We start from the raw sequence: 21,457 nt of genomic DNA, 5'->3' as shown, positions 1-21,457 counted from the left end.
TGCGCAGGAATCGCAACATTCCACGCAAGAACCTAGCTGGAAACGACGGGCACCGTCGAACTCCTCGCACGAGGCTCTAATCAACGCACGGCGCCGGTGGTCGGAGTTGCATCCGGTTGCTTCGGCCAGGCAAAATCATTGACCCGACCCGGCTGACTTTCCGGTGCTACCCCATCGATGACCAGCCGGTCGCGCGCGGATTTTTCCGGCACTGGCGCACCGCGCGGCGACGCGCCGAGAAGTTCGGTGCCGCCATCGAGTTCGGGATCGTTGAGGCTGATCGGGGCAAGTCTGTCTACCTTGACAGGGGCTTGCGGCGTCCCTGGAAGCGCCTGCACCGGTGCACCCGGTTTGATTGCAGCAATGTTGGGGGAGGTTGCATTGCCCAGCATCTGCCGCAACGGCTTCTCCACATAGAATGCGAGCTTGCGTTTACCGGCGGGGGTCAGGCCGATACCGTCATTGTTACGCAGCCGCGCCGTCTGGCCGGACATGTCAAAACCAGACAGAGTGAAATTGCCGCTCTGATCAACGAACCCGTCCCAGACGTCGACAAATGTGCCACCGGCTTTCTCGGCCGCATTACGATAGATTTCGTTGAAGGCCAGCACATCATTGGTCATGCTCTTGGTCTTGTAGGAGAGCTGGCCGACCCACACGACCGGACGACCGGTTTTCTTGACGGCTTCGAGGAAGGCGTTGATCCTCGCCTGATATTCCTTGTCCCACTCGTCGCTCAACAGCGTCTGGCCGTCGGCAAATTGCTGGCGATCATTTGCACCCGCCATCATGACGACGACCGCAGGCTTTTCGGCTTCGATAACAGCGCCGATCGTTGCCGGCCAATCGCGATGATCATCGCGGACAAAGCCAGAGGAACCATCGCTTTTATCAACGACGCGAACGCCGGGTGAATCGATGAATGCTTCATCGAGACCCTCCGCAAGGCCCTTTGCCATGAAGTCGCCGACAATGAGGACTGTCTTGGCGTCCGGCAATTTCTCCGGGATACCGGCTTCTTTCACTGTGGTGCTCGGCCGGGCAGAGGCTTGCGGGGCCGCGGAACGCGGGCGTGCGCGCTTGATCGGGCGGTTCCGGGCGGGCGGGCGAACCCTCCTGCCGTTCCCATCTTCAATGAGCCGGTCCGTATCTTCGCGATAGATCTGGCGCGGTCCGAACAGCATGTCGAGGATTGTGCGGGCAGAGGCGGTTTCGGTGAAGATGAGGGTGGCAGCAAGGGCGAGAACCAATGAAAGCAACGGGGGTGCGCGGCGGATCGGCCTAAAACGCTCCCCTCTGTCCTGCCGGACACCGAATTGATTGCAATCCATAAGTCTATCCTGCGACCTTCGAGATTTGCACCGACGACGCCGGAGCTTCTCTCCCACAAGGGAGAGATAATCGGCATCGACTGCTCCTACTTCTTCCTTATCACCGTCAGCACTTCCATGCTCGGGTGGCCGTCGGGATCCAGGCCCATCTGCTTCTGAAACGCCTGGATCGCATTGCGCGAACCATCACCGATCTTGCCGTCGACCTTTCCGTCATAATAGCCGAGTTCGCGAAGGTGATTTTGCAATTCTTCGCGCTCTTTCATCGTAATGGGCGTGAAAGGACGATTCCAGTCTTTGCGCAACCCGGAAGAGCCACCGATCTGGTCGGCCAGAAGGCCGACGCCAAGCGCATATTTATCCGCGTTGTTGTAGTTCTTCAGGACGTAGAAATTGCGCGTCATCAGGAACGCGGGGCCTCCGCGACCATCCGGGACCTTCAACGTTGCCTTTTCGCCACCACGTGGAAAGGCTTTGCCGTTGGCGCGAACAACGCCAATGCTTTGCCATTCCGCAATTGTGCGTGAACCGGCCGGGAATTTGCGGCCAGCCGGCAGAACAACTTCATAACCCCATGTCTGACCGGGCTGCCAGCCATTCTTGTGCAAGAGATTGGCGGCGGTGGCCAATGCGTCAGGCACAGAATTCCAGATGTCGCGCTTGCCATTGCCGTCCATATCGACCGCGTAGGCGAGGTAGCTTGTCGGGATGAACTGGGTGTGTCCGAGGGCGCCCGCCCAGGAGCCGGTCAAATGGCTGCGATCGATATCGCCTTTCTGCAGGATCTTCATCGCGGCGATCAACTGCGTGCGAGCATATTTGGCCCGGCGCGGATCGGCATAGGCGAGGGTGGCGAGCGAGCGGACGGCGTCACGCATCACATCGTCGCGTTTCATGATCTCGCCGAAATTGGTTTCCATCGACCAGATGGCGAGAAGGATATTGCGATCGACGCCAAACGACTTTTCGATAGCGCCAAGCCAGCGGCTATACTTGCGTGACATCTCGCGGCCGGTGGTGATGGATTGTTCGTTGACGCGATTGTCGAGATAGCCCCAGACAGGCTCGGTGAATTCCGGTTGGGACTGGGCCTTCTGCAGGACTTCCGGATCGATTTCGGTGACGCCGGCAAAGGCACGGTTAAACGTGGACGCCGAAACGCCGCTGTTCAGTGCAGTGCCACGGAAATCCGCGATCCAGTTCTGGAACTTTGCATCGGCAGCCGCATTATTGATCGCACCTGCAAAAGCGATGCCAGCTGCCGCGGCAACGATCAGCGCGTGTTTCGAAAACGTTGCTAAACCTCCGATCATGTCTTTCCTCATTTCCGTCATTTGGGTCAAAGGATAAATTACGCACGTCAAAGTTAGGAATTGGTTTACCATGCATGGGCAAACGCACCGCCATTGCCTACATTAACACCGGCAACGATTATTTATTTTACAGACCTGTGCATTTTGGGTCTTTGGGACGAAAAAGTCTATCGAGGAAATTCCCGCAATATCAATCGTAATCAGTAACGAGGTAATGATGTCCGAAGCCAAGAAGATACGTAAGGCCGTCTTTCCAGTTGCGGGCTTTGGCACCCGTGTTCTTCCAGCTACAAAATCCATTCCGAAAGAAATGCTGACGGTCGTCGACAAGCCGGTCATTCAGTATGTGGTGGACGAGGCACGCGAGGCCGGTATCGAGCATTTCATTTTCGTAACCGGCCGCAACAAGGCGGTCATCGAAGATTATTTCGATGTTCAGTACGAGCTCTATCAAACCCTGTCGGAACGCGGCAAGACCGCTCTGCTGGATGAGTTGCAGGGAATCCAGCCTGGTCCCGGAACGACGAGTTTTACCCGCCAGCAGGTGCCGATGGGTCTCGGCCATGCGGTCTGGTGCGCACGCGACATTGTCGGTGACGAACCTTTCGCGCTGCTTTTGCCGGACATGATCATGCAGCCGGAAAAGAATGGCTGTCTCGCGGACATGGTGGAGCTCTATAATCAATCGGGCGGCAATATCGTCGCTGTGCAGGAATGCGATCCGGCAGAGACGCACAAATACGGCATCGTCGGGCAGGGCAAACCTGTCGGCAACGGTTTCGAACTGACGCAGATGGTTGAGAAACCGGCCAAAGGCACGGCGCCCTCAAATCTCTATATCAATGGCCGCTATATCTTGCAGCCGGAGATTTTCAGCATCCTCGAAAACCAGGAACGCGGCGCCGGCAATGAAATCCAGCTGACCGACGCGATGCTGAAGCTGACCAAAGAGCAGGATTTCTTCGGCTATCATTTCAAGGGCCGTACTTATGACACCGGCTCCAAGGAAGGCTTTGTCGAGGCGAACGTTGCATTTGCACTGTGGCGGGAGGATATCCGCAATGGTGTCATCGACAATATCGGCAATATGCTGAAGACGATCCAGCCAAAGAAGGGCTGAGGATTGACGGAAACACTATCTCCCCGTCACAGGGGAGATAGTGGAAGAGCGGAGCTGGTAAGTCAGTTCTTGGCTAGTCCCCCTGTGCGTGGTTCGACAAGCTCACCATGAGGGAGGCGGGTGGGTTGCAAGAAGTCAAGATTTGCAAGGTTGGCGACTATCGTTGCAATCCTCAACCTCCCTCATGGTGAGCTTGTCGAACCACGCACAGCTCGTTCCTTTAAGAGCGGATCGATCCTACCGCTGCAGCGTCACGCCCATAAAAATGCTGGTTTTATTGGTCTGGCGCAATTCAACTTCGCTGCGGGTGAATTCACGCCGCGCCGACGCTCAAGGCACCGGTTTACCGTAACGTACTTTCGTAGCATCGATCCTTATGAGCAGTTGAGCGAACAATTGCGGGATCAAGCGGGAGTCCATCAGTCATGAAGCAACTTTACACCCTCTTGTTGCATGTGATCATGTTTTTGGCGCTTACGACCTTGGCAATGGGCCAATCGGTCCTGTCCAAGGCCGAACGTACGAGTGAGAGCATGGAACCTGCGCTGGTTCACCCCATGCAAAGAGATGCAGCCCAGCAGAAACTTGACGATCTCCTCGCAAGGATCGGAAGACGTCCAAACATCGTCTGGCTCGTTGTTGACGATATGGGCTACGGCGACCCCGGTGCCTTTGGTGGTGGCGCAGCAGTGGGTGCCGCCACGCCCAATATCGATCGGTTGGCGGCTGAGGGTTTGAAGCTGACTTCAACTTATTCACAAGCAACCTGCACGCCCACGCGTTCAGCCATCCTGACTGGACGTCTGCCGGTGCGCACGGGCCTGACACGGCCCATTCTGGCCGGGGACAAGATCACCAAGAATCCCTGGGCGGATGAAATTTCCCTACCAAAACTTCTCGGTAATGCTGGCTATAAATCTGTCCTGTCCGGCAAGTGGCACGTCGGAGAGAGCGAGGGTATGCGTCCCCATGATGTCGGCTTCGACGAGTTTTACGGCTTCTACGAGGCGGAGAAGGAAATCACTCAGGGTGTCGACAAGCGCCGATATCCCGACCTGGTGCTTAACCCCGAGCGTCTCGAGATGCTGCGTCGGACAGGATCGAGCAACGCACTTGTGCATGGTTTCAAAAACGGCGACACGAAAGACGTCGAGGTTATCGACAGCATCGACAAGATGGCCGAGGGCGACAAACTTCTCAAGGAGTTCAGTGTCAGCAAGATCAAGGAGCTCGCGCAAGGCTCGCAGCCTTTCTTCCTTGAACATGCTTTCATGAAGGTTCATGCGGACAATTTCGCCAGCAAGGAATTCGAGGGCAAGAGCGCCAGCAAATATCCCTACAAGGATGACGTAGTCGAGGTCGATGCCTATATCGGCGAGATCGTAAAGGCGCTTGACGATGCAGGCGTCCTCGACAACACGTTTGTCTTTGTGACGTCCGACAACGGTCCGCAGCTCGATAGCTGGCCCGACGCCGGCTATACTCCCTTTCGCGGAGCGAAAGGCTCGGCTTGGGAAGGCGGAGTTCGTGTTCCCGGCATCGCCTATTGGCGTGGCGTAATAAAGCCTGGGCGCCAAAGCGATGACCTCTTTGACCTGATGGATATTTTCAACACATCACTGCATCTTGCCGGCGCAACGAGCATGATACCCACGGACCGTTATATCGACGGCATCGACCAAACGTCGTTTCTCCTCGCCGACGATGGCCAATCCAATCGTGAAAAGGTCTACATCTGGAACGAACATGATTTCATGGCGATGCGCATGTACGAATACAAAATTCATGTCAAAGTCGTGCAAGAGCAGGCCCAGTGGTTGAACATCGACATGACCACCGTCAGCGATGTCGGTCTCGCCCCGTGGCTTTTCAATCTTTATATAGATCCGAAGGAACAGTATCCGGTAGGCCATCGCATGAATGCCTTTCTCGCCTCGATGGCCGCCGAAATGAAAGCGCATGCAGCGACGTTCAAGAAATATCCGCCCAAGAATATTGGCCTGGGGCAGTGATGCGCTACCGCTGCAGCGTCACGCCCATGAAAATGCTGGTTTCATTGGTCTGGCGCGATTCAACCTCGCTGCGGGTGAATTCATGCCGGGCGCTGACATCAAAGCCGAAGAAACGATTGAACCAGTAAGTCGCGCCGATTTCAGCGCCAAAGCCCTTGTCCCAGCCCGATCCGTCCTTGTTGTCACGCAGTGAAGCAATCAGCGTTGCCTTGAGATCGAGATTGGCGCGCGCCTGCCGCTTGATGCCGACCGTGCCTTCGTAGAAAATCGAGCCGCTGTCGCCGGGTGCCGTGGCGCCTTCGACGCGGGTAAGGAGGCCGATATCCACATCGGTTCCGCGCTGCGGTGACCATTTGAGGGCGCCGTCGATGCTAAGCCCATCCACCGGCGAAAGCCGGTCGTCGTCTATGCCCTGGCGCAGATAACCAAGCGCGAATTCTCCCGCCAGCTTCTCGGCAAAGTCGACCTCGACGCCGCCGCGCAGGCCCGTGCGAACGCCGGAGCGCTGGAAGCCGTTCGAATCCTCCTTCTCGTCATACATCAACTTGCCGATTTCAACCTCGGCGAAAGGCTTGATGGCTGGGGACATTTCGAAGCCACCCCGCAATGCAATGCTGGCAAAAGTGTTGTTGCGGTCTTTCTGGCTGACGACGGAGCCATCGGAGAATTCCGCATTGCCATAGACGGTGCGATCGACATTGCCTTTCACATCCGCGAAGAACTTGCCGAATTCCTTGCGGACACCCAGACTCCCATCGAGCTCCTGCACCGCAGGCCGGTTCGAGGTTCCGATAATGGTTGTCGGTGCGCTTGGATCTTCCTGCCGGTAGCGATAACCTGCCTCGCCCTTTACGGTGGTGCGTTCGCCAAGGTCGAGCTGCATTCCGCCGCGCAGGCCGACATTCGGGGCGGAATATTCCTCGCCTGAAATTGTCTTGTCATAGGTGCCATCGAAATCGAGCCAGGCGGAGTGGCGCGCCCAATCCGTGGTGGCGCGGGCGCGAAGGCGGGTTTCCGACAAGAGCGCGGCGCTGCCGTCCGAGCTGCCATCGGCATTGGTGGTGGCGCGCAATCCGGTGCTGATCGAGGGGCGGAGTGTCACGATACCTGCCCTGATACCGAGCGGCGCGAAGGGCTCCGGATCTGGCCGGATGATGCGGCGTTCAAGCGCCGGTTCCGGAAGATTGTCGCGATCGGTGCGCCCTGCCGGCGGGTTGGCTTCCCTGTTTTGCTCGATCGGGCCGTTGTCGAACGTGTCTGCGCGTTCTTCGTCCAGCAGCGATCGCTCGCCGGGACGAAGACGCAGCGGGCGCGCAGCGGGTACAGGCGCGGTCTCGGCGGCGGGCAGGGCGGCAGAATCCGGGTTCAGGCCGCCGCTGTTGTCGGCAGGACCGGCGGGCGGCGAACCATCGTCCAGCGGAACGCCGAGCAGGCCGAGATTGCCGTTGTCATCATCAGGCGGCAGAGCACCTGGACTGATTGGCTCGTAGCGTCGTGACGGTATGCCGCTATCCGTTGGCGAAGGGGTGGCATTTGGTGGATTGGCTGTTGGCGAGCCATTGGAATCATTGTTATTTTGCGCCTGAACCTGCACAGAATTGTCCTGCAGGGTGCCGCGTAGCGGTGTTGTTTGCTGGGCATGGGCCAAGGGCGGGAAAGCAAACACGGTGCTGCTGAGCAATGCTGCCATCAGACAGACATTGACTGCAGTCCTGAAGCTGCCGCCGCCTGATGGCGGTGCTTCCAAGCGTGGTTGAGAAATGTGCGTCAATAGGTTTGCCAGTGTTCGAACGTTAAGGATGGTAAAGAGCCATGGTTAACGACTGGCTAAGAGGTGCGGCTGTATGGTGCTGCGACGAACAAATATTGGACAGCGGCGAGCGGAGGCGTTAACGGTTGCGGCCATGCAGGCAATAAACGATACCGAACTGGATAAAACCGCAGCCGTCGATTCGGCAAAGCGGACAATTTCAACCGAGAAAGACGGACTGGCCGCGCTGAGCAGTGCGCTGGAAGGTCCCTTGGCCGAGGCTTTTTGCAAGGCGATCGAAATGATTGCCGGAGTGCGCGGACGCATCATCGTCACCGGCGTCGGCAAGAGCGGCCATATCGGCTCGAAAATCGCCGCGACCTTCGCCTCGACGGGTACGCCGGCTTTCTTCGTGCATCCCTCCGAGGCCAATCACGGCGATCTCGGCATGATTGCCGTCGACGATGCCATTCTCGCCATTTCCTGGTCTGGAGACACGGCGGAGCTCAAAGGTATCGTCAGCTATTCACGGCGTTTCCGTATTCCCTTGATCGCGGTCACCGCCGGCGAGAATTCGGCGCTCGCGACCGCGGCAGACGTGGTGCTTTTGATGCCTCGGGTGACTGAAGCCTGTCCGCACGGGCTGGCGCCGACGACGTCGACGCTGATGCAGCTCGCCATGGGTGATGCGGTTGCCGTGGCGCTCCTCGAGGCGCGGGGCTTCACGGCGGGCGATTTCAAGACATTCCACCCGGGCGGATCGCTCGGCGCAAGTCTCACCCATGTGCGCGAGATCATGCATCGTGGAGACCAGCTTCCGCTGGTGCCGCTCGGCATGCCGATGCCCGAGGCGATGAAGGTGCTGGCAGACAAGCGCTTTGGCTGCGTGGCCGTGCTCAATGACGAGGGTACGCTCGCCGGGATCATCACCGACGGCGACCTTTCACGCAATCTGCACCGCAATCTGGCGACGATGACCGTCGACGAGATCATGACCCGACAACCCAAGACGGTGCCGCCGACGATGCTGGCAAGCGCGGCGCTGGCGCTGCTCAACGATCACAATATCGGCGCGCTGATCGTGACCGAAAAGAACGTTCCGGTCGGGATCGTGCACTTCCATGATCTGTTGCGGATAGGGGCTGCTTGACTTTGTTAGTGCTCAGAATGCTTTAGGCAGGCCAGCTTGTTTTAAAACGGCGTTGGCTGTGTGGCGTTTTTCGATGTTTGAGGGAACGACAAAGAACCGGTTTGTAATCGGACTGCTCCAGTATTCGTGGCTACCCTTAGCCTGGCGCACGAATTTGCATCCGGCTTTACTCGGTAGATCGGTGAGTTCCCGATAAAGACTTGCACCCACGTATTAGAGTGCTTTTGCGAAGCTTCTTTGGATCGCTTACCCAGCCGTTCAGAACGGCAATCTCCGGTGCAATCTTCCAGACCCTTTCGAGTAGCTCACCATAGCTTGGTGCTTCCGTGGCAATCGGCAAGTCGTCGTTGACGCCGATCCAGACGCTATCGTCCTCGAAAACAGAGATAACAAAGCTTGGTGTTTTGTTCTTCATTGCCAATCATATCACAGGCGTGAAGGGTACAGCAAACAAGACAATAGTCTTATAGCCAGCCTAAGCCGCCTCCACCACGAGCGTTCCACGATCAATACCGGTGATGCGTACGCGCGTTCCCGCTGCCAGATCGGGTCCTGTCACGCGCCACAGGCTGTCGCCAACGCGGGCCCGGCCACGGCCATTGATCGTTGCCTCTTCGAGCGTCACCACTTGTCCGATCAGCTGTTCGCCGCGCCGGTTGAGCAGCGGTTCGTCCGATTCCACGTCCGTTGCGCCGATCAGCCTGCGACCGATGAAGACGGCGATGACGGAGAGGATCAGGAACAGGATGACCTGAATTTGCCAGTGCATCCATGCGGTCTCGCCAAACAGGATGGCGATTCCGCCAACGATGAGCGCGGCGATACCGAACCACAGGAAGAATATCCCCGGCGCTGCTACTTCAAGGATCATCAGGACCAGCCCGAGGACCACCCAGCTCCAGGGTCCAAGCTCGGAAAACAGGCGTTCCAGCATCTAAGCGCCTCCTCTCGCCAGGATCATGAATTTGACCCGGTGCCCGGAACGCTGCGGCCGCGCGCCGGCGGCGTTGATGGGTTTGTCGGGGTTGTCGCAACGTTGTCGCCAAACACCTCACGGGCAATCGCGCCGATACCGCCGAGCGAGCCGATGAGAGCGGACGCCTCCATCGGCATCAGGATGACCTTCTGGTTGGGACTGTTGGCGAACTTGCCAAAGGCCTCGGTATATTTCTGTGCCACGAAATAGTTGAGCGCCTGGACGTTGCCGCCGCTGATGGCTGCAGAAACGAATTCCGTCGCCTTGGCTTCGGCCTCCGCAAGGCGCTCGCGGCCTTCGGCTTCGCGATAGGCGGCTTCGCGCTTGCCCTCGGCCTCGAGGATCTGCGCCTGTTTCAGGCCTTCGGCGCGCAGGATCTGCGCCGCCCTTGTGCCTTCCGCTTCAAGAACGACGGCGCGTTTGTCGCGCTCCGCCTTCATCTGGCGTCCCATCGAGTCGAGGAGGTCCTGCGGCGGATTGATATCCTTGATCTCGACGCGCGTCATCTTGATGCCCCAGGAATGCGCCGCTTCGTCGACGACGCGCAACAGGCGGTCATTGATCGTATCGCGGTTCGACAGAAGTTCGTCGAGAACCATGGAGCCCATGACGGTACGGATATTGGTCATGGTCAGGTTCAGAATGGCATTCTGCAGTCCGCTGACCTGATAGGCCGCCTGCGGCGCATTGAGGATCTGATAGAAGGCGATACCATCGACGGCGATGTTGGCGTTGTCCTTGGTGATGACTTCCTGGGTCGGAACGTTCAGCACCTGCTCCATCATGTTCAGCTTGGCGCCGATGCGGTCGAAGAACGGCACGATGAGATTGAGGCCGGGCGCAAGGGTGCGCGTGTATTTGCCGAAGCGTTCGATCGTATAGTTGTAGCCTTGCGGCACAGTCTTGACGCCCGCAAAAAGAACCACAAGCACAAGAACGACAAGTACTGGTATCGTGAAGTCAAAACCGCTCATCTATGGCCTCCCCTGGCTGACCTTATGGGCAGCGTCAATAATCACAACTCGCCGGCGCGTGCACGATAGACGATAGTTCTGATTCTCGCGAGGGTTTGCGGAACCAATGTTTTGGAGGTTATACCCAGCCCTGCAGTTCGCGGCGCACAAGCGTCTCGATGACCTTCATGCCTTCGTCGCTGTCGTTGAGGCAGGGAATATGGGTGAAGTTGACGCCGCCATTGTGATGGAAGATTTCGGCACCTGCGACCGCGATTTCCTCGAGCGTTTCCAGACAATCCGAAACGAAACCCGGGTTGAAGACAGCAACGGATTTGACGCCTTCTTTTGCGAGTTTTTCCAATGTCTTGTCCGCATAGGGCTGCATCCATTCTTCCGGGCCGAAACGCGACTGGAAACAGGTGATCAGCTTGTCCTCGCTCCAGCCGAGCCGTTCGCGCAATAGCCGCGTCGTCTTCCAGCAATGGCAGGGGTAGGGATCGCCGCGCTTGAAATAGCTTTGCGGAATGCCGTGATAGGAGGCGATCAACAACTCCGGTTCGAAATCGAGGGTCGCGTAGTGCTTTTCGATGGAGGTCGCGAGGGCATCGATATAGACGGCTTCGTCCTGATAGGAGGGAACCGTGCGCGTCGCCGGCATGAAGCGCATCTTGATCAGTGCTTCGAAAAACTTGTCGTTGACCGTTGCGGTCGTCGTCGCCGAATACTGCGGATAGAGCGGAAACATCAGGATGCGCTTGCAGCCCTCCTTGTCCAGCCGCTCCAGCACCTGCTCGATCGAAGGCTGGCCGTAGCGCATACCCCAATCGACGATAATCTCAGAATGAGAGGCAAGCGCCGCGCCGAGCTTTTCACCCTGCGAGCGGGTGTAGGTGCGCAAGGGGGATTCGTTACGCTCCCGATTCCAGATCTTGTCGTAAAGTGCGCCGGATTTTTTCGGGCGGGTGTTGAGCACGATGCCGTAGAGCACCGGCAGCCAGATGGAACGAGGCCACTCGATGACGCGTTTGTCCGACAAAAATTCCTTCAGATAGCGCCGCATCGAGGTCTTGTCGGTGCCGTCCGGCGTGCCGAGATTGACGAGGAGGACGCCGATCTTCGATGTTTCGATGCGTGGGTGATCTTCCGGCTTTGTGACCGCTTTCAACGTCTCGCCAGAAATTGCCATATCTACCAACTCCACTTCCTGGCGTGGAACCTAGTCAGCACGGGGCCGATTGCAAGAGTGCGAAAGGCCGCATGTTGAGTGGGTGGGTCAAGATTAGAGCTCGCTCTAAGTCGTCAAAACAGCAACATGCTGAATTCGCAGGCACAGACACAGCACTTTTGCCGTCTTTGCCGGCTCACAGACAGCTTTCAACTGGCACAGAACTTGCGTTGAATTATTCGTTCATGTTCATCAGACGAAGGAAGCGATTTCCATGGCCAGCAATTCGCACGCGACACCCCCCACCCTCGTCATCACCGGCGCTCACCCGCAACTTTACAGCCAGGATCTGGCACCCACCGCACCGGAAGGGCGCACCTGGGGCGCCTTCAGCCTGTTCGCGATGTGGATGTCGGACGTCCACTCGGTCGGCGGCTATACGTTTGCCGCAAGCCTGTTCTTTCTTGGATTAACTGGCTGGGAAGTGCTGATTTCGATGATCATCGGTATTACAGCGGTCTACTTTCTGATGAATCTCATAGGCCGGCCATCGCTGAAATACGGAATCCCGTTCCCGGTCGCCGCGCGTATGTCCTTTGGCGTCATGGGTGCAAATCTTGCTGCCGTTTTGCGCGGCATTGTCGGGATCGTCTGGTATGGCGTGCAAACATATTTTGCCTCCAAGGCGGTCCAGGCTCTGGCAATAACGCTTTACCCCGCGGCGGCGGATTATACGCACAACGACATATTTGGCCTATCGACGCTCGGTTGGCTCAGTTTCCTGTTTATGTGGATATTCCAGCTTCTGATCTTTCTAAGGGGCATGGAATCGATCCGCAAATTCATCGATTTCTGCGGGCCCGTCGTCTATGTCGTGATGTTCGCGCTCGCACTCTGGATCCTCTCGCAAACCGGTTTTTCCAGTCTTTCGCTGCAGCTTGCACCACCGGCAGAAGGCTCATCGCTGACCCACATGGCGAATGCGTCGATGCTGATCGTGGCATATTTCGCGGCTCTGCTGCTTAACTTCGGCGACTTCTCCCGGTTCTCGCGCGACGAAAAGGCCATGAAGGTCGGCAATTTCCTTGGGCTTCCGGTAAACTTCATCGTGTTCGCCGTCATCGTCGTGATCGTCACTGCAGGAACGGTGCAGGTTTTCGGCGAAGCGATCCTCGATCCGGTGGCGATTGTCGAGCGCATCAACAATCCGTGGGTTGTCATTCTTGGCTCGATTACCTTCATCGTGGCAACGATGGGCATCAATATCGTCGCCAATTTTGTCTCGCCGGCCTATGATATCGCCAATCTCTTTCCCGAGAAGATCAATTTCCGTCTCGGAGGACTGATTACATCGATCCTTTCGGTGCTGGTCTGCCCTTGGCTGTTCGTATCCAGCCCACACGCGATCACCATCTTCGTCAGCATTTTCGGCGCGGTGCTCGGTCCGATCTTCGGCATCATGATTGCCGATTATTACCTGGTGAAGCGGCAGCAGGTCGTGCTCGAGGACCTCTATACCATGTCGCCGGAAGGCTCGCTCTATTTCGACGGCGGCTGGAACAGCAGGGCGCTGATTGCGCTGGCGATCTCCAGCCTATTCTCGATCGGACTTTCGGTGTTTGGTGCGACCGGTGTCATTCCCAACGGGGGCGACTGGGGCTGGCTACTCGGTGCCTTGGCAGGAGGAGCCGTGCATTACGCGTTGATGCGCAAGGTGCCTGGAACTGTTGCGGTCGCGGCCAACGCCTGAGCGGAGCGTGCGAGGGGGCGAGCCACTGGTCTCGCCCCCTTGGCGCGAACTATTGGCTCTAGATCGCCGGTACTTTCATCTGGGCGCCGATCGGCAGTTTCATCACTTTCATGTCCGGATTGGCTCCGGCCAGCTTCTTCCATTCGCTACCCTTGCCGTAGACCTCTTCCGCAATGTCCCAGAAATTGTCACCGCGCTTGATCGTATAAGAATCAGGATGGTGGTTCGCTGCTGAAGCGGCAGCCGCTGTTTCAGCAGGCTTGGCGGCCTCCGGAGGCTTCGGAGTTGTTGCGGGTTCCGAAGATTTGGCTTCAGCCGAAGCGCCGGGTGCCAGAACGGTAATGCGCCCGTCCGTGTATGGCTTGTATGGCGTGTTCTTCCCCAAATAATCGGCAAGGACGAGTTCGAGACCCGGACCGTAGTCATAGGCGTTGACGGCGTTTGTCGAGAAGATCTTATAGCCGTCGCCGCCAGCACGCATGTAATTGTTGGAGACCACGCCATAGGTGGCCTCGACGTCGATCGGCCGCCAGATTTCACCCTGCTTCACCTGAACGTCCGATATGCGGCTGCCCACCGGTTTCGATACGTCGAAGGCATATTTCAACCCTGCGACCTGCGGGAAGCGCCCGGCGCCCTGATCGATCTGGCTCACGCCGTTTTCCAGCGCTGCGACGACATCGGAGCCGCGCAGCTGAAACGTCGCAAGTGTGTTCTGGAACGGCAGTACCGTCAGGACTTCGCCCATGGTGACGTCGCCCGCATCGATGGAAGCGCGCAAGCCGCCGCCATTGATGATGGCAATGGTGACGCCTTGTCCCTTTACACGGTCGAGCATGGCATCGGCGACAGCGTCTCCCATGCTGCATTCCTTGAAGCGGCAAACTTCACGCGCCGCTTCGAGGACGCCGGTGGATTCGCCCACTTTGCGCGATTTCAGTTCTTCGAGCGGCTTGGCAAGTTCCTTGACGCGGGCGACGAAGGCCGGGTCCGGTGTGACGGAGGAATCGAGAAGGATCGGCGCGCCTTCGCTCTTCGTCACATTGCCATCATCGTCGAAGGTCACTTTGAGTTCGCCGAGGTATTTCGAATAGGATTTCGCCTGGACGATAGGTACATCGCGGCCGGAGGGATTCTTGACCAGTGTCGGGTAGGGGCCAAGCGCTTCTGGATCGGTGTTGGACAGAAGCGTATGGCTGTGGCCGCCGACGATCACGTCGATGCCATCGACTTTGGCGGCGAGTTCCTTGTCCCTGAGATAGCCGTAATGGTTGACTGCGATGATCTTGTTGACGCCTTCGGCCTTCAGTGTCTCAACGAGCTTTTTCAACGCCTCGACTTCGTCGGCAAATTTGACATCGGGGCCAGGGCTGGAGATTTCAGCCGTGTCGGTGGTGAGGGCGGAGATGATACCGATTTTCTGGCCGCCGATTTCCTTGATGAGATAGGGCTTGTACTTGCCGGCGATAGGTGAATTCGGCGCGGCTTCCGTGTTGCTGGAAATGACCGGGAATTGCACTTTGTCGAGGAATTTGGCCAGCGTGACCGGCGTATCGTCGAACTCATGATTGCCGAGCGCCATGGCATCGAAACCCATCTGATTCATGAACTCAGCGGTGTCGTCGCCCTTGTAGGTTGTATAGAACAGCGAACCCTGGAACTCGTCGCCTGCGTCAAGCACTATGACGTTGCCGCCATCCTTGGACAGAGCCGCGCGACGTTCATCGATCTTGGCCTTGACGCGGGCAATGCCGCCGAAACACTCGTTCTTGCTCTCTTCTTCGGCCGAACAGGTGGAATCATATTTGTTGATCGGCTCGATGCGCGAATGCTGATCGTTGATGTGCAGGATATTCAGCGTGTAATCCGCCATCGCCGCGCCCGCTGTCATGCCAATGGCTGAGGTCGCTAGCAGAATTGTGGCTATTATTCTTGGCATGGATAGCTCCGTCGTTTTGAGCGTGATGCTGTCATGGCTACTTGGCGCCATTGTGACAAGGCAATGGTTTCATCACTTCACGGGAATGCCGCCGTCCGAGTCAAGCCCGGGTGGAGAAGAAGGAGGCACTCGACATGTGGAGACTGCGACTACCTGGATTTAACCCACTTGCGGGGAGCGGCGCGTCAGCGAGAATTGCTGACCCGATGACGACGTGCAATTGAGCTGAGCAGCGTTAACGAGAGCGCAATTGACCTTGGACTGAGTGCCACGGGCGAGCGAACGCAGGTTGATCTCGATCAGATTGGCAGAGGCGAAACGATAATTGCCCTCGGCCAACTTTTCCTTGGTATCGTTGGCGCGCGTTTCGAACGCCCCGTTGTTGAAATTGGAGAAAGCAACTCCCGACGTGTCGAACCATTGACCCTGCACGGCGTCGGTCGGACGCGTCGTCTGCGCAGGACCACCCTCCTGAACACCGCCGCTCATGCAGCCGGAAAGGATCAGGGCCAGTGTTGCTGTGCCGGTGGCAACCGAAAAGCGTTTCATCCAGACAATCTCCCAATGGATCTCGCTCTTTAAATGCCGTGAAAATCAAGCAAAAACAAGACCTAAGTTTAATTGTAAATTCGAAGGATCAATGTTCCATTGGAACATTGGCATAAGTCGCGGGGAACCATCTTGACCGAGGAAACCGATGGTCTCGAACCAGACAGCGATATTTCGAAAAAGATAAGGGAGCTCAGCGCGACAGACAATACTGACCAACGAACTCGCGAAATATAAAGCCGCTGCATCCGACCGAATGTCCACGGCGGCTATATCAATCGGATTTTTCAGCCCAGCAGCAGCGATCATCATAAATCCCAGCTCAATGACTGGCCTAGATTACGATCGAGGGTTATCGCCCGGAACCGTTTCCGAAAGGTTTCAGGCGGGCGATGTAACCTTCACGTCAGCCACAGTCGCTTCAATATGATCGATGAGATTGTCCGGCAGTTTCAGGCGCCCTGCAAGCAGGTCGAGATAGCCGCGCTCGGCCCGCGTTTGCGGATCGATAGCCAGACGCGAAGCGGTATAGAGCTCGACCTTCTGCGCATCGGTAACCGCAGCCGCGACCAGTCCGTCCACATCGACAGGCGAATTCAGCTCATTCGCCAGGAATGCCTGGGTATCGCTGTTGATGCCGGAGAGTGACAGTTTCTCGATGATGCGCGCCTTTTCGGTCTCGTCCACCATGCCATCGGCACGGGCAGCTGCGATCATCGCGCGTACCAGCACCAGTGCAAACTCATGCTCACCCTGTGGCGCGGTTTCGGGACGGAAGCTTGAATCGTCCGGCGGCGGCGCAAGCTCGCCAGTCGAAGCTTCCGTTGCTTCTGCGGGAGCCTTGCCCGACTGGTAGTTCTGATAGGCCTTGTAGGCGAGCCCGGCGACGGCGGCGAGACCGCCAAGTTTCAGGGCACTGCCAGCCACCTCGCGGCCAGTGCCGGTACCGAGAAGAATCGCAGCGAGCGCGCCAGTGGCGAGCGGATTGTCCTTGGCAAGTTGCGTCGCCTTGCCGGCCGTGTCGCGAACCGATGTTCCAACTCCGGGAATATTGCTTCCCAGGAAATCATCGAGAATCTTCTTCGGATCAAGCATGCGTCTCTCCTCATGGCTGCATGAATTGGCTCCGCTTAGTTAGGACCGGGTTCATGGCATTGCAATGACAGCAGAGGAATTTGTCAGACGCTCAGGAACCTATGTGAGCCTTCTCGCCACGCTCTTTGGCCAAGCGCACCTGCTTCTGCCGCTCGGCAAAACGGGCACGATCTTCGTCCGTACGCTCGTGGTAGCAATTGGGACAGGAGACGCCCTCTTCGAACAACGGCGAGAGTTTGTCCTCCGGCGCAATCGGGTTGCGGCAGGCGTGGCAAAGTTCCGCCTCACCCTCGACAAGGCCGTGGCCCACGGATACCCGCTCGTCGAAGACGAAGCATTCGCCCTCCCAGCGGCTTTCCTCCGCTGGTACGTCCTCGAGATATCTGAGAATCCCGCCCTTCAGATGAAACACGTCATCGAAGCCGAGGCCTTTGACATAGGCCGTCGCCTTCTCGCAGCGGATACCGCCAGTGCAGAACATGGCGATCTTCTTGCCTTCCAGTTCCTCGCGGTGGGTCTCCACCCACTGCGGAAACTCGCGAAACGTCTTGGTCTGCGGATCGACGGCGCCTTGAAACGTCCCGATCGCCGTCTCGTAGTCGTTACGCGTGTCGATGACGATCGTATCCGGATCGGAGATCAGCGCATTCCAGTCTGTCGCGGGTACATAGGTGCCTACGCTTTGCAGCGGGTCGATGTCGTCGACACCCATAGTGACGATTTCCTTTTTCAGCCGCACCTTCATGCGTTTGAAAGGCATCTCGCTCGCGTAGGAATATTTCAGCTCCATCCCGGCAATGGCCGGCTCGAACTCAAGAAAATCAACGAGCATCTTGATCGCCGCAGATGTTCCGGCGACAGTGCCGTTGATACCCTCTGCGGCCAAAAGCAATGTACCCTTGATCCCCTGCCCGCAGCAAAGCTTCGCCAGCGGCTCCTGCAGCGACTGGTAGTGATCCAGCCGGGCAAAGCGATAGAGCGCTGCCACCGTAAAGGGCATATTTGAGGTATGGTCTGTCATGATCGCATCCAACTACTGCGCTAGAGCGTCAAATTCAAGGGTTTTGCGAGGAGACCGTAAGTGGCGCCTCCATTGTGCCCGATCCACGAAATCCAGGGTAGACAAACCGGATGCACACTACTAAATCGATTGAAGTTCCTGTCAGCGGAGAATTGAGATGACCCAGAAGACCGATCTGCTCTTACCCGTCCTCAAGGGCCAGCCGGTTATTCCGGTCATTCTCATCCAGAATCTCGCCGATGCCGTTCCGTTGGCGCGGGCGCTTGCCAAGGGCGGCTTGCCGGCAATCGAGATCACGCTGCGCACTGCTGCAGCTCTCGATGCCATCCGTGCCGTCGCCAATGAAGTGCCGGAGGCCATCGTCGGCGCCGGAACCATTCTCAATGCCCGTCAGTATGACGAGGCTGTCAACGCAGGCTCCCGTTTCATCGTCAGCCCCGGAGCGACACCGCAGCTCATCGAAGCCGCGCGCGACAGCAAGGTACCGCTGCTGCCAGGCGCCATCACGCCGGGCGAGATCATGTCCTTGCGCGAAGAAGGCTACACGATGCTGAAGTTTTTCCCCGCCGAACAGGCCGGCGGCGCAGCTTTCCTGAAATCCTTGTCGTCGCCGCTGGCCGGCACGCTGTTCTGCCCGACCGGAGGCGTCAGCATCGCCAACGCCAAAACCTATCTCAACCTGCCGAACGTCGTTTGCGTGGGCGGATCATGGGTTGCCCCGGAAGAGCTGGTAAAGGCCGGAAAGTGGGACGAGATCACGCAGCTCGCGGCTGAGGCAGTGAAGCTCGCGGGCTGACGCCGGTTATGAGAGTGCCGGGATGAGGCGTGTTTGCAGCGCTGCCCCAATTTCGAGGTAAACTGCCTCTTCAGAAAAAATGATATCGCTGTTATCGAAGCGAATTACGTGGAAGCCTGACCGCGCAAAAATGTATCACGGTCCTGATCGTGCCGGATACCACTGGCGGTTGCATGCGTATCGCCGTCCACCTCAATGATGATGCGTGCTGATAGTCAGGCAAAATCAGCGATATATGGCCCGATCGGTGTCTCGCGGCGAAATCGGGCCCCGCGACCACGGAAACACCGCAGTATGTCCCACATTCGCCGTTCCGCCTTGGTCAGCTCGCGGCGGAGCGTCTTGGCGCGAATTCTAGTTTTTGCCCGAATGTTGCTATGTGGCAGAAGGGCCCCTCCCTGTCGCTTCGCTCCGTCCCTCCCCACAAGGGGGAGGGTAAGGCGCTCAATTCTGCAGTATTTTCAAACGCCGGAATATAGGACTTTAGCGTAACGACAGGCGCGACGGTCTTACCCTCCCCCTTGTGGGGAGGGAGGCTGCGTAGCAGCAGGGAGGGGTTTTTCTTGCCGCCGTTACGATCCGTGCGTCGGATTGAACTTGGCGATCTGCAGGAATGTAACCGCCTTGCCGGTGAACTTGTTGGCGTTGGCGACCGGCAGGCTCTGCTGGAACCCGGCGGTATAGACCGTCGTCGGAGCCGTTCGCATTTCTGCATTGCGCAGGACTGCCGGTGTCACTGCAGGCGCTGTCTCCGCGACCTGCTCGGTCGAAAGAGCGCGGTCCGGAACCTCCGAGGAGACCTGGATCGCTTTCGGAGCCTGGCCCTGTGCGGCCTGCTTGCGCGGCTTGGCGCCCTTGGCCGTCGTGATGACGCCATTATTAAGCGCGGCAACCGGGTCGCCAGAGGCCTGAGCGTCGAGCATGGTCCGGCGTAGCGATGGCTGCGTTTCAATCGACGCCATCTGCGTATTCTGCTGTGCAGCCGGTTTCACACGCCCACCAGTTGTTCCCGGCAATGTCGGCATCTCTGGCGTCGGCTGCGAAGCGGAAATAACATTTCCATGTTCGCCGTCGGCCTGCTTGATAATCGCCTGCAGATCATCATCCGGCGCTGGAATAACCTCTTCGGCGGCCGCAGTTGCCTGAATTGCTTCGGTGGCGGGACGCTGGTCGGGCACGAGCGATGCAACCATCATGTCATTGCGCTTGGGCTTGTCGAAAGGTACCGGAACGAGCGCATTGGCCATTTCGGGCTGCGCCGTATCGGCGCTCGCATTGTTAGGATTGGCCGCGATCATCTCACGAATAGCACTGGCGCTATCCTGCGGCTCCGGCCGCGGCATCGGCAAGGCGGCGATCACAGTCGATTGATCTTCAGCGAGCGCATTGAGCGTTGAAGGTTCTTCTGGTGCCGGCGTCGGCGAATAGTCAGGACGACGCAGCGGTACGGGAACCGCAAAGGCCAAGGCCCGGTTGTCTTCCGGCGATGTCGCAAGCGGCGCGTCAGGTCGCGGCGCGGTCAAAGGCGCAGGTGCACCGCGCACTGGCAGGTCCGGAGCGATCTGCTGCTCTTCGGGTTGAGGCTGGGCACGTGTAGCGACAGCCGGCGCGGCCGGTGCAGCGGTCTCTCCTCCATCCGCGTCTTCGGCTATCGCGGCTGGCTTGGTCGAAAGCGTCTTCGAAGGCTTGGAAGCACTAGCGACAGCAGTTGTGCTCTCGCTGGAATCCTCTTCTTCATCAGCGCCGCCGCCAAAGATCATGCCAAACAGTGTCTTGCCACTGCGGCTCGAACCGGAAGCACTCGCGACCTGAATTGCGCTGCCACCACTGCGCTTGCGGGATTCGTAGGCAGCGACCGCCTGGTCATAGCCGGGTAATGGCTTGCCATCGGAAGGAATATGCATGGTCTTGCCGTCCGGGAATACGGCCAGCAGTTCCCTGCGGCTCATGCGTGGCCAGTGACGGACATTGCCGACGTCCGTATGGACGAAAGGAGAGCCGGAGGTCGGATAGTAGCCAACGCCGCCAGCCTGGAATTTCATCGCCGTGACGCGAAGTGTGGAAAGCTTCACACCCGGCAGATACCAATCCATGGCCTTGCCCAGCATGTGCTGGCTTGTTTTCGCCACACCGCGCGAACGGGAGCGCAGCATGGAATTCGTGGCGGGAGAGCGATAGGCAGATACCACATTGATGTAGTCCCTGCCGCCGACGTTCTGATAAATCTGCCAGACCAGATCGAAGAGGCGGGGGTCCATCTTCGTCGGCTCGTTGCGGCGCCAGTCACGCAGGAACTTGTTGAGTTTGTTCAGACCATCCTGCTGGTATCGGCCATTTCTCTTGAACGTGATCTCGGCACGCTCCTTGGTATGGATGAAATAAAGCCTGAGAGTCCTCGTCTCGGCGGAAGCCTGTGCGGATGCGAACAACATCGGCACAAAGACCATGAGGAACACAAACCAGCCGGCGCGCACAATAGAACTCGCCCACGATCTGTTGTTCTGTGCATGAATCATGTTTGACAATTTCGTCCC

At 57.9% G+C, this 21,457-nt stretch carries 20 protein-coding genes; 5 read left to right on the top strand and 15 right to left on the bottom strand.

Annotated elements, in window-relative coordinates; genetic code table 11:
• Window positions 1–80: 80 nt before the first annotated feature.
• Window positions 81–1,331, bottom strand: coding sequence for an SGNH/GDSL hydrolase family protein (locus PHA01_RS20830; RefSeq protein ID WP_271898261.1), 1,251 nt, complete (start codon window positions 1,329–1,331; stop codon window positions 81–83).
• Between the two features lie 86 nt (window positions 1,332–1,417).
• Window positions 1,418–2,656: a lytic murein transglycosylase gene (locus tag PHA01_RS20825; RefSeq protein WP_417020996.1), complete on the bottom strand. Its 1,239-nt coding sequence runs from the start codon at window positions 2,654–2,656 to the stop codon at window positions 1,418–1,420.
• A 205-nt stretch (window positions 2,657–2,861) separates the two neighbouring features.
• On the opposite strand from PHA01_RS20825, the gene galU reads away from it, so the two are divergent.
• Window positions 2,862–3,764: a UTP--glucose-1-phosphate uridylyltransferase GalU gene (galU, locus tag PHA01_RS20820; RefSeq protein WP_112531715.1), complete on the top strand. Its 903-nt coding sequence runs from the start codon at window positions 2,862–2,864 to the stop codon at window positions 3,762–3,764.
• A 425-nt stretch (window positions 3,765–4,189) separates the two neighbouring features.
• Entirely contained in the window at window positions 4,190–5,776 is a 1,587-nt protein-coding gene (locus PHA01_RS20815; protein ID WP_271898258.1) for an arylsulfatase, read from the top strand.
• A 4-nt stretch (window positions 5,777–5,780) separates the two neighbouring features.
• Here PHA01_RS20815 and PHA01_RS20810 read toward each other — a convergent pair whose 3' ends face one another.
• Window positions 5,781–7,466, bottom strand: coding sequence for an outer membrane beta-barrel protein (locus PHA01_RS20810; protein WP_271898257.1), 1,686 nt, complete (start codon window positions 7,464–7,466; stop codon window positions 5,781–5,783).
• A gap of 214 nt (window positions 7,467–7,680) precedes the next feature.
• Between PHA01_RS20810 and PHA01_RS20805 the strand changes: the two genes are divergently transcribed.
• Window positions 7,681–8,676, top strand: coding sequence for a KpsF/GutQ family sugar-phosphate isomerase (locus PHA01_RS20805; protein WP_271898256.1), 996 nt, complete (start codon window positions 7,681–7,683; stop codon window positions 8,674–8,676).
• Window positions 8,677–8,688: 12 nt separating this feature from the next.
• Here PHA01_RS20805 and PHA01_RS20800 read toward each other — a convergent pair whose 3' ends face one another.
• From PHA01_RS20800 to hemH, 5 genes are all read right to left on the bottom strand, one after another.
• On the bottom strand, window positions 8,689–8,886 hold the full coding sequence (locus PHA01_RS20800; protein WP_271898254.1) for a type II toxin-antitoxin system HicA family toxin: 198 nt from the start codon (window positions 8,884–8,886) through the stop codon (window positions 8,689–8,691).
• Complete coding sequence (locus PHA01_RS20795) at window positions 8,843–9,091, bottom strand: DUF1902 domain-containing protein (RefSeq protein ID WP_271898253.1); 249 nt, start codon at window positions 9,089–9,091, stop codon at window positions 8,843–8,845. Before PHA01_RS20795 ends, PHA01_RS20800 begins: the two co-directional genes overlap by 44 nt.
• 60 nt (window positions 9,092–9,151) lie before the next feature.
• On the bottom strand, window positions 9,152–9,610 hold the full coding sequence (locus PHA01_RS20790; RefSeq protein ID WP_271898252.1) for an NfeD family protein: 459 nt from the start codon (window positions 9,608–9,610) through the stop codon (window positions 9,152–9,154).
• Between the two features lie 23 nt (window positions 9,611–9,633).
• Window positions 9,634–10,626, bottom strand: a complete 993-nt coding sequence (locus tag PHA01_RS20785) for an SPFH domain-containing protein (RefSeq protein WP_271898251.1) — start codon at window positions 10,624–10,626, stop codon at window positions 9,634–9,636.
• 118 nt (window positions 10,627–10,744) lie between these two features.
• Window positions 10,745–11,794, bottom strand: a complete 1,050-nt coding sequence (hemH, locus tag PHA01_RS20780; protein WP_271898250.1) for a ferrochelatase — start codon at window positions 11,792–11,794, stop codon at window positions 10,745–10,747.
• Between the two features lie 253 nt (window positions 11,795–12,047).
• On the opposite strand from hemH, the gene PHA01_RS20775 reads away from it, so the two are divergent.
• Complete coding sequence (locus PHA01_RS20775) at window positions 12,048–13,523, top strand: NCS1 family nucleobase:cation symporter-1 (protein ID WP_271898249.1); 1,476 nt, start codon at window positions 12,048–12,050, stop codon at window positions 13,521–13,523.
• Between the two features lie 58 nt (window positions 13,524–13,581).
• On the opposite strand, the gene PHA01_RS20770 is transcribed toward PHA01_RS20775, so the two are convergent.
• From PHA01_RS20770 to trhO, 5 genes are all read right to left on the bottom strand, one after another.
• Complete coding sequence (locus PHA01_RS20770) at window positions 13,582–15,462, bottom strand: 5'-nucleotidase C-terminal domain-containing protein (protein ID WP_271898248.1); 1,881 nt, start codon at window positions 15,460–15,462, stop codon at window positions 13,582–13,584.
• A 159-nt stretch (window positions 15,463–15,621) separates the two neighbouring features.
• A complete protein-coding gene (locus PHA01_RS20765; RefSeq protein ID WP_112531683.1) occupies window positions 15,622–16,011 on the bottom strand; it encodes an outer membrane lipoprotein Omp10 in 390 nt (129 codons plus the stop codon).
• A gap of 45 nt (window positions 16,012–16,056) precedes the next feature.
• Window positions 16,057–16,323, bottom strand: coding sequence for a hypothetical protein (locus PHA01_RS20760; protein ID WP_271898247.1), 267 nt, complete (start codon window positions 16,321–16,323; stop codon window positions 16,057–16,059).
• 69 nt (window positions 16,324–16,392) lie between these two features.
• Window positions 16,393–17,106, bottom strand: coding sequence for a tellurite resistance TerB family protein (locus tag PHA01_RS20755; RefSeq protein WP_271898246.1), 714 nt, complete (start codon window positions 17,104–17,106; stop codon window positions 16,393–16,395).
• Between the two features lie 91 nt (window positions 17,107–17,197).
• Complete coding sequence (trhO, locus tag PHA01_RS20750) at window positions 17,198–18,127, bottom strand: oxygen-dependent tRNA uridine(34) hydroxylase TrhO (RefSeq protein ID WP_271898245.1); 930 nt, start codon at window positions 18,125–18,127, stop codon at window positions 17,198–17,200.
• A 157-nt stretch (window positions 18,128–18,284) separates the two neighbouring features.
• On the opposite strand from trhO, the gene PHA01_RS20745 reads away from it, so the two are divergent.
• Window positions 18,285–18,923 carry a 2-dehydro-3-deoxy-phosphogluconate aldolase gene (locus tag PHA01_RS20745; RefSeq protein WP_271898244.1) on the top strand — a complete coding sequence of 213 codons (639 nt, stop codon included), beginning with the start codon at window positions 18,285–18,287 and terminating at the stop codon, window positions 18,921–18,923.
• Window positions 18,924–19,138: 215 nt separating this feature from the next.
• Here PHA01_RS20745 and PHA01_RS20740 read toward each other — a convergent pair whose 3' ends face one another.
• Complete coding sequence (locus PHA01_RS20740) at window positions 19,139–19,228, bottom strand: DUF559 domain-containing protein (RefSeq protein WP_271898243.1); 90 nt, start codon at window positions 19,226–19,228, stop codon at window positions 19,139–19,141.
• A gap of 267 nt (window positions 19,229–19,495) precedes the next feature.
• Window positions 19,496–21,370 carry a peptidoglycan L,D-endopeptidase MepK gene (locus PHA01_RS20735; protein WP_465248740.1) on the bottom strand — a complete coding sequence of 625 codons (1,875 nt, stop codon included), beginning with the start codon at window positions 21,368–21,370 and terminating at the stop codon, window positions 19,496–19,498.
• Window positions 21,371–21,457: the final 87 nt, after the last annotated feature.

Origin of the sequence: Candidatus Phyllobacterium onerii, from assembly GCF_028331445.1 — a bacterium.
In the GTDB taxonomy this organism is placed as follows: Bacteria; Pseudomonadota; Alphaproteobacteria; order Rhizobiales; family Rhizobiaceae; genus Phyllobacterium; species Phyllobacterium onerii.
Note: the sequence above shows the minus strand (reverse complement) of the source record. Positions and strands in the feature narration are given on the sequence as shown.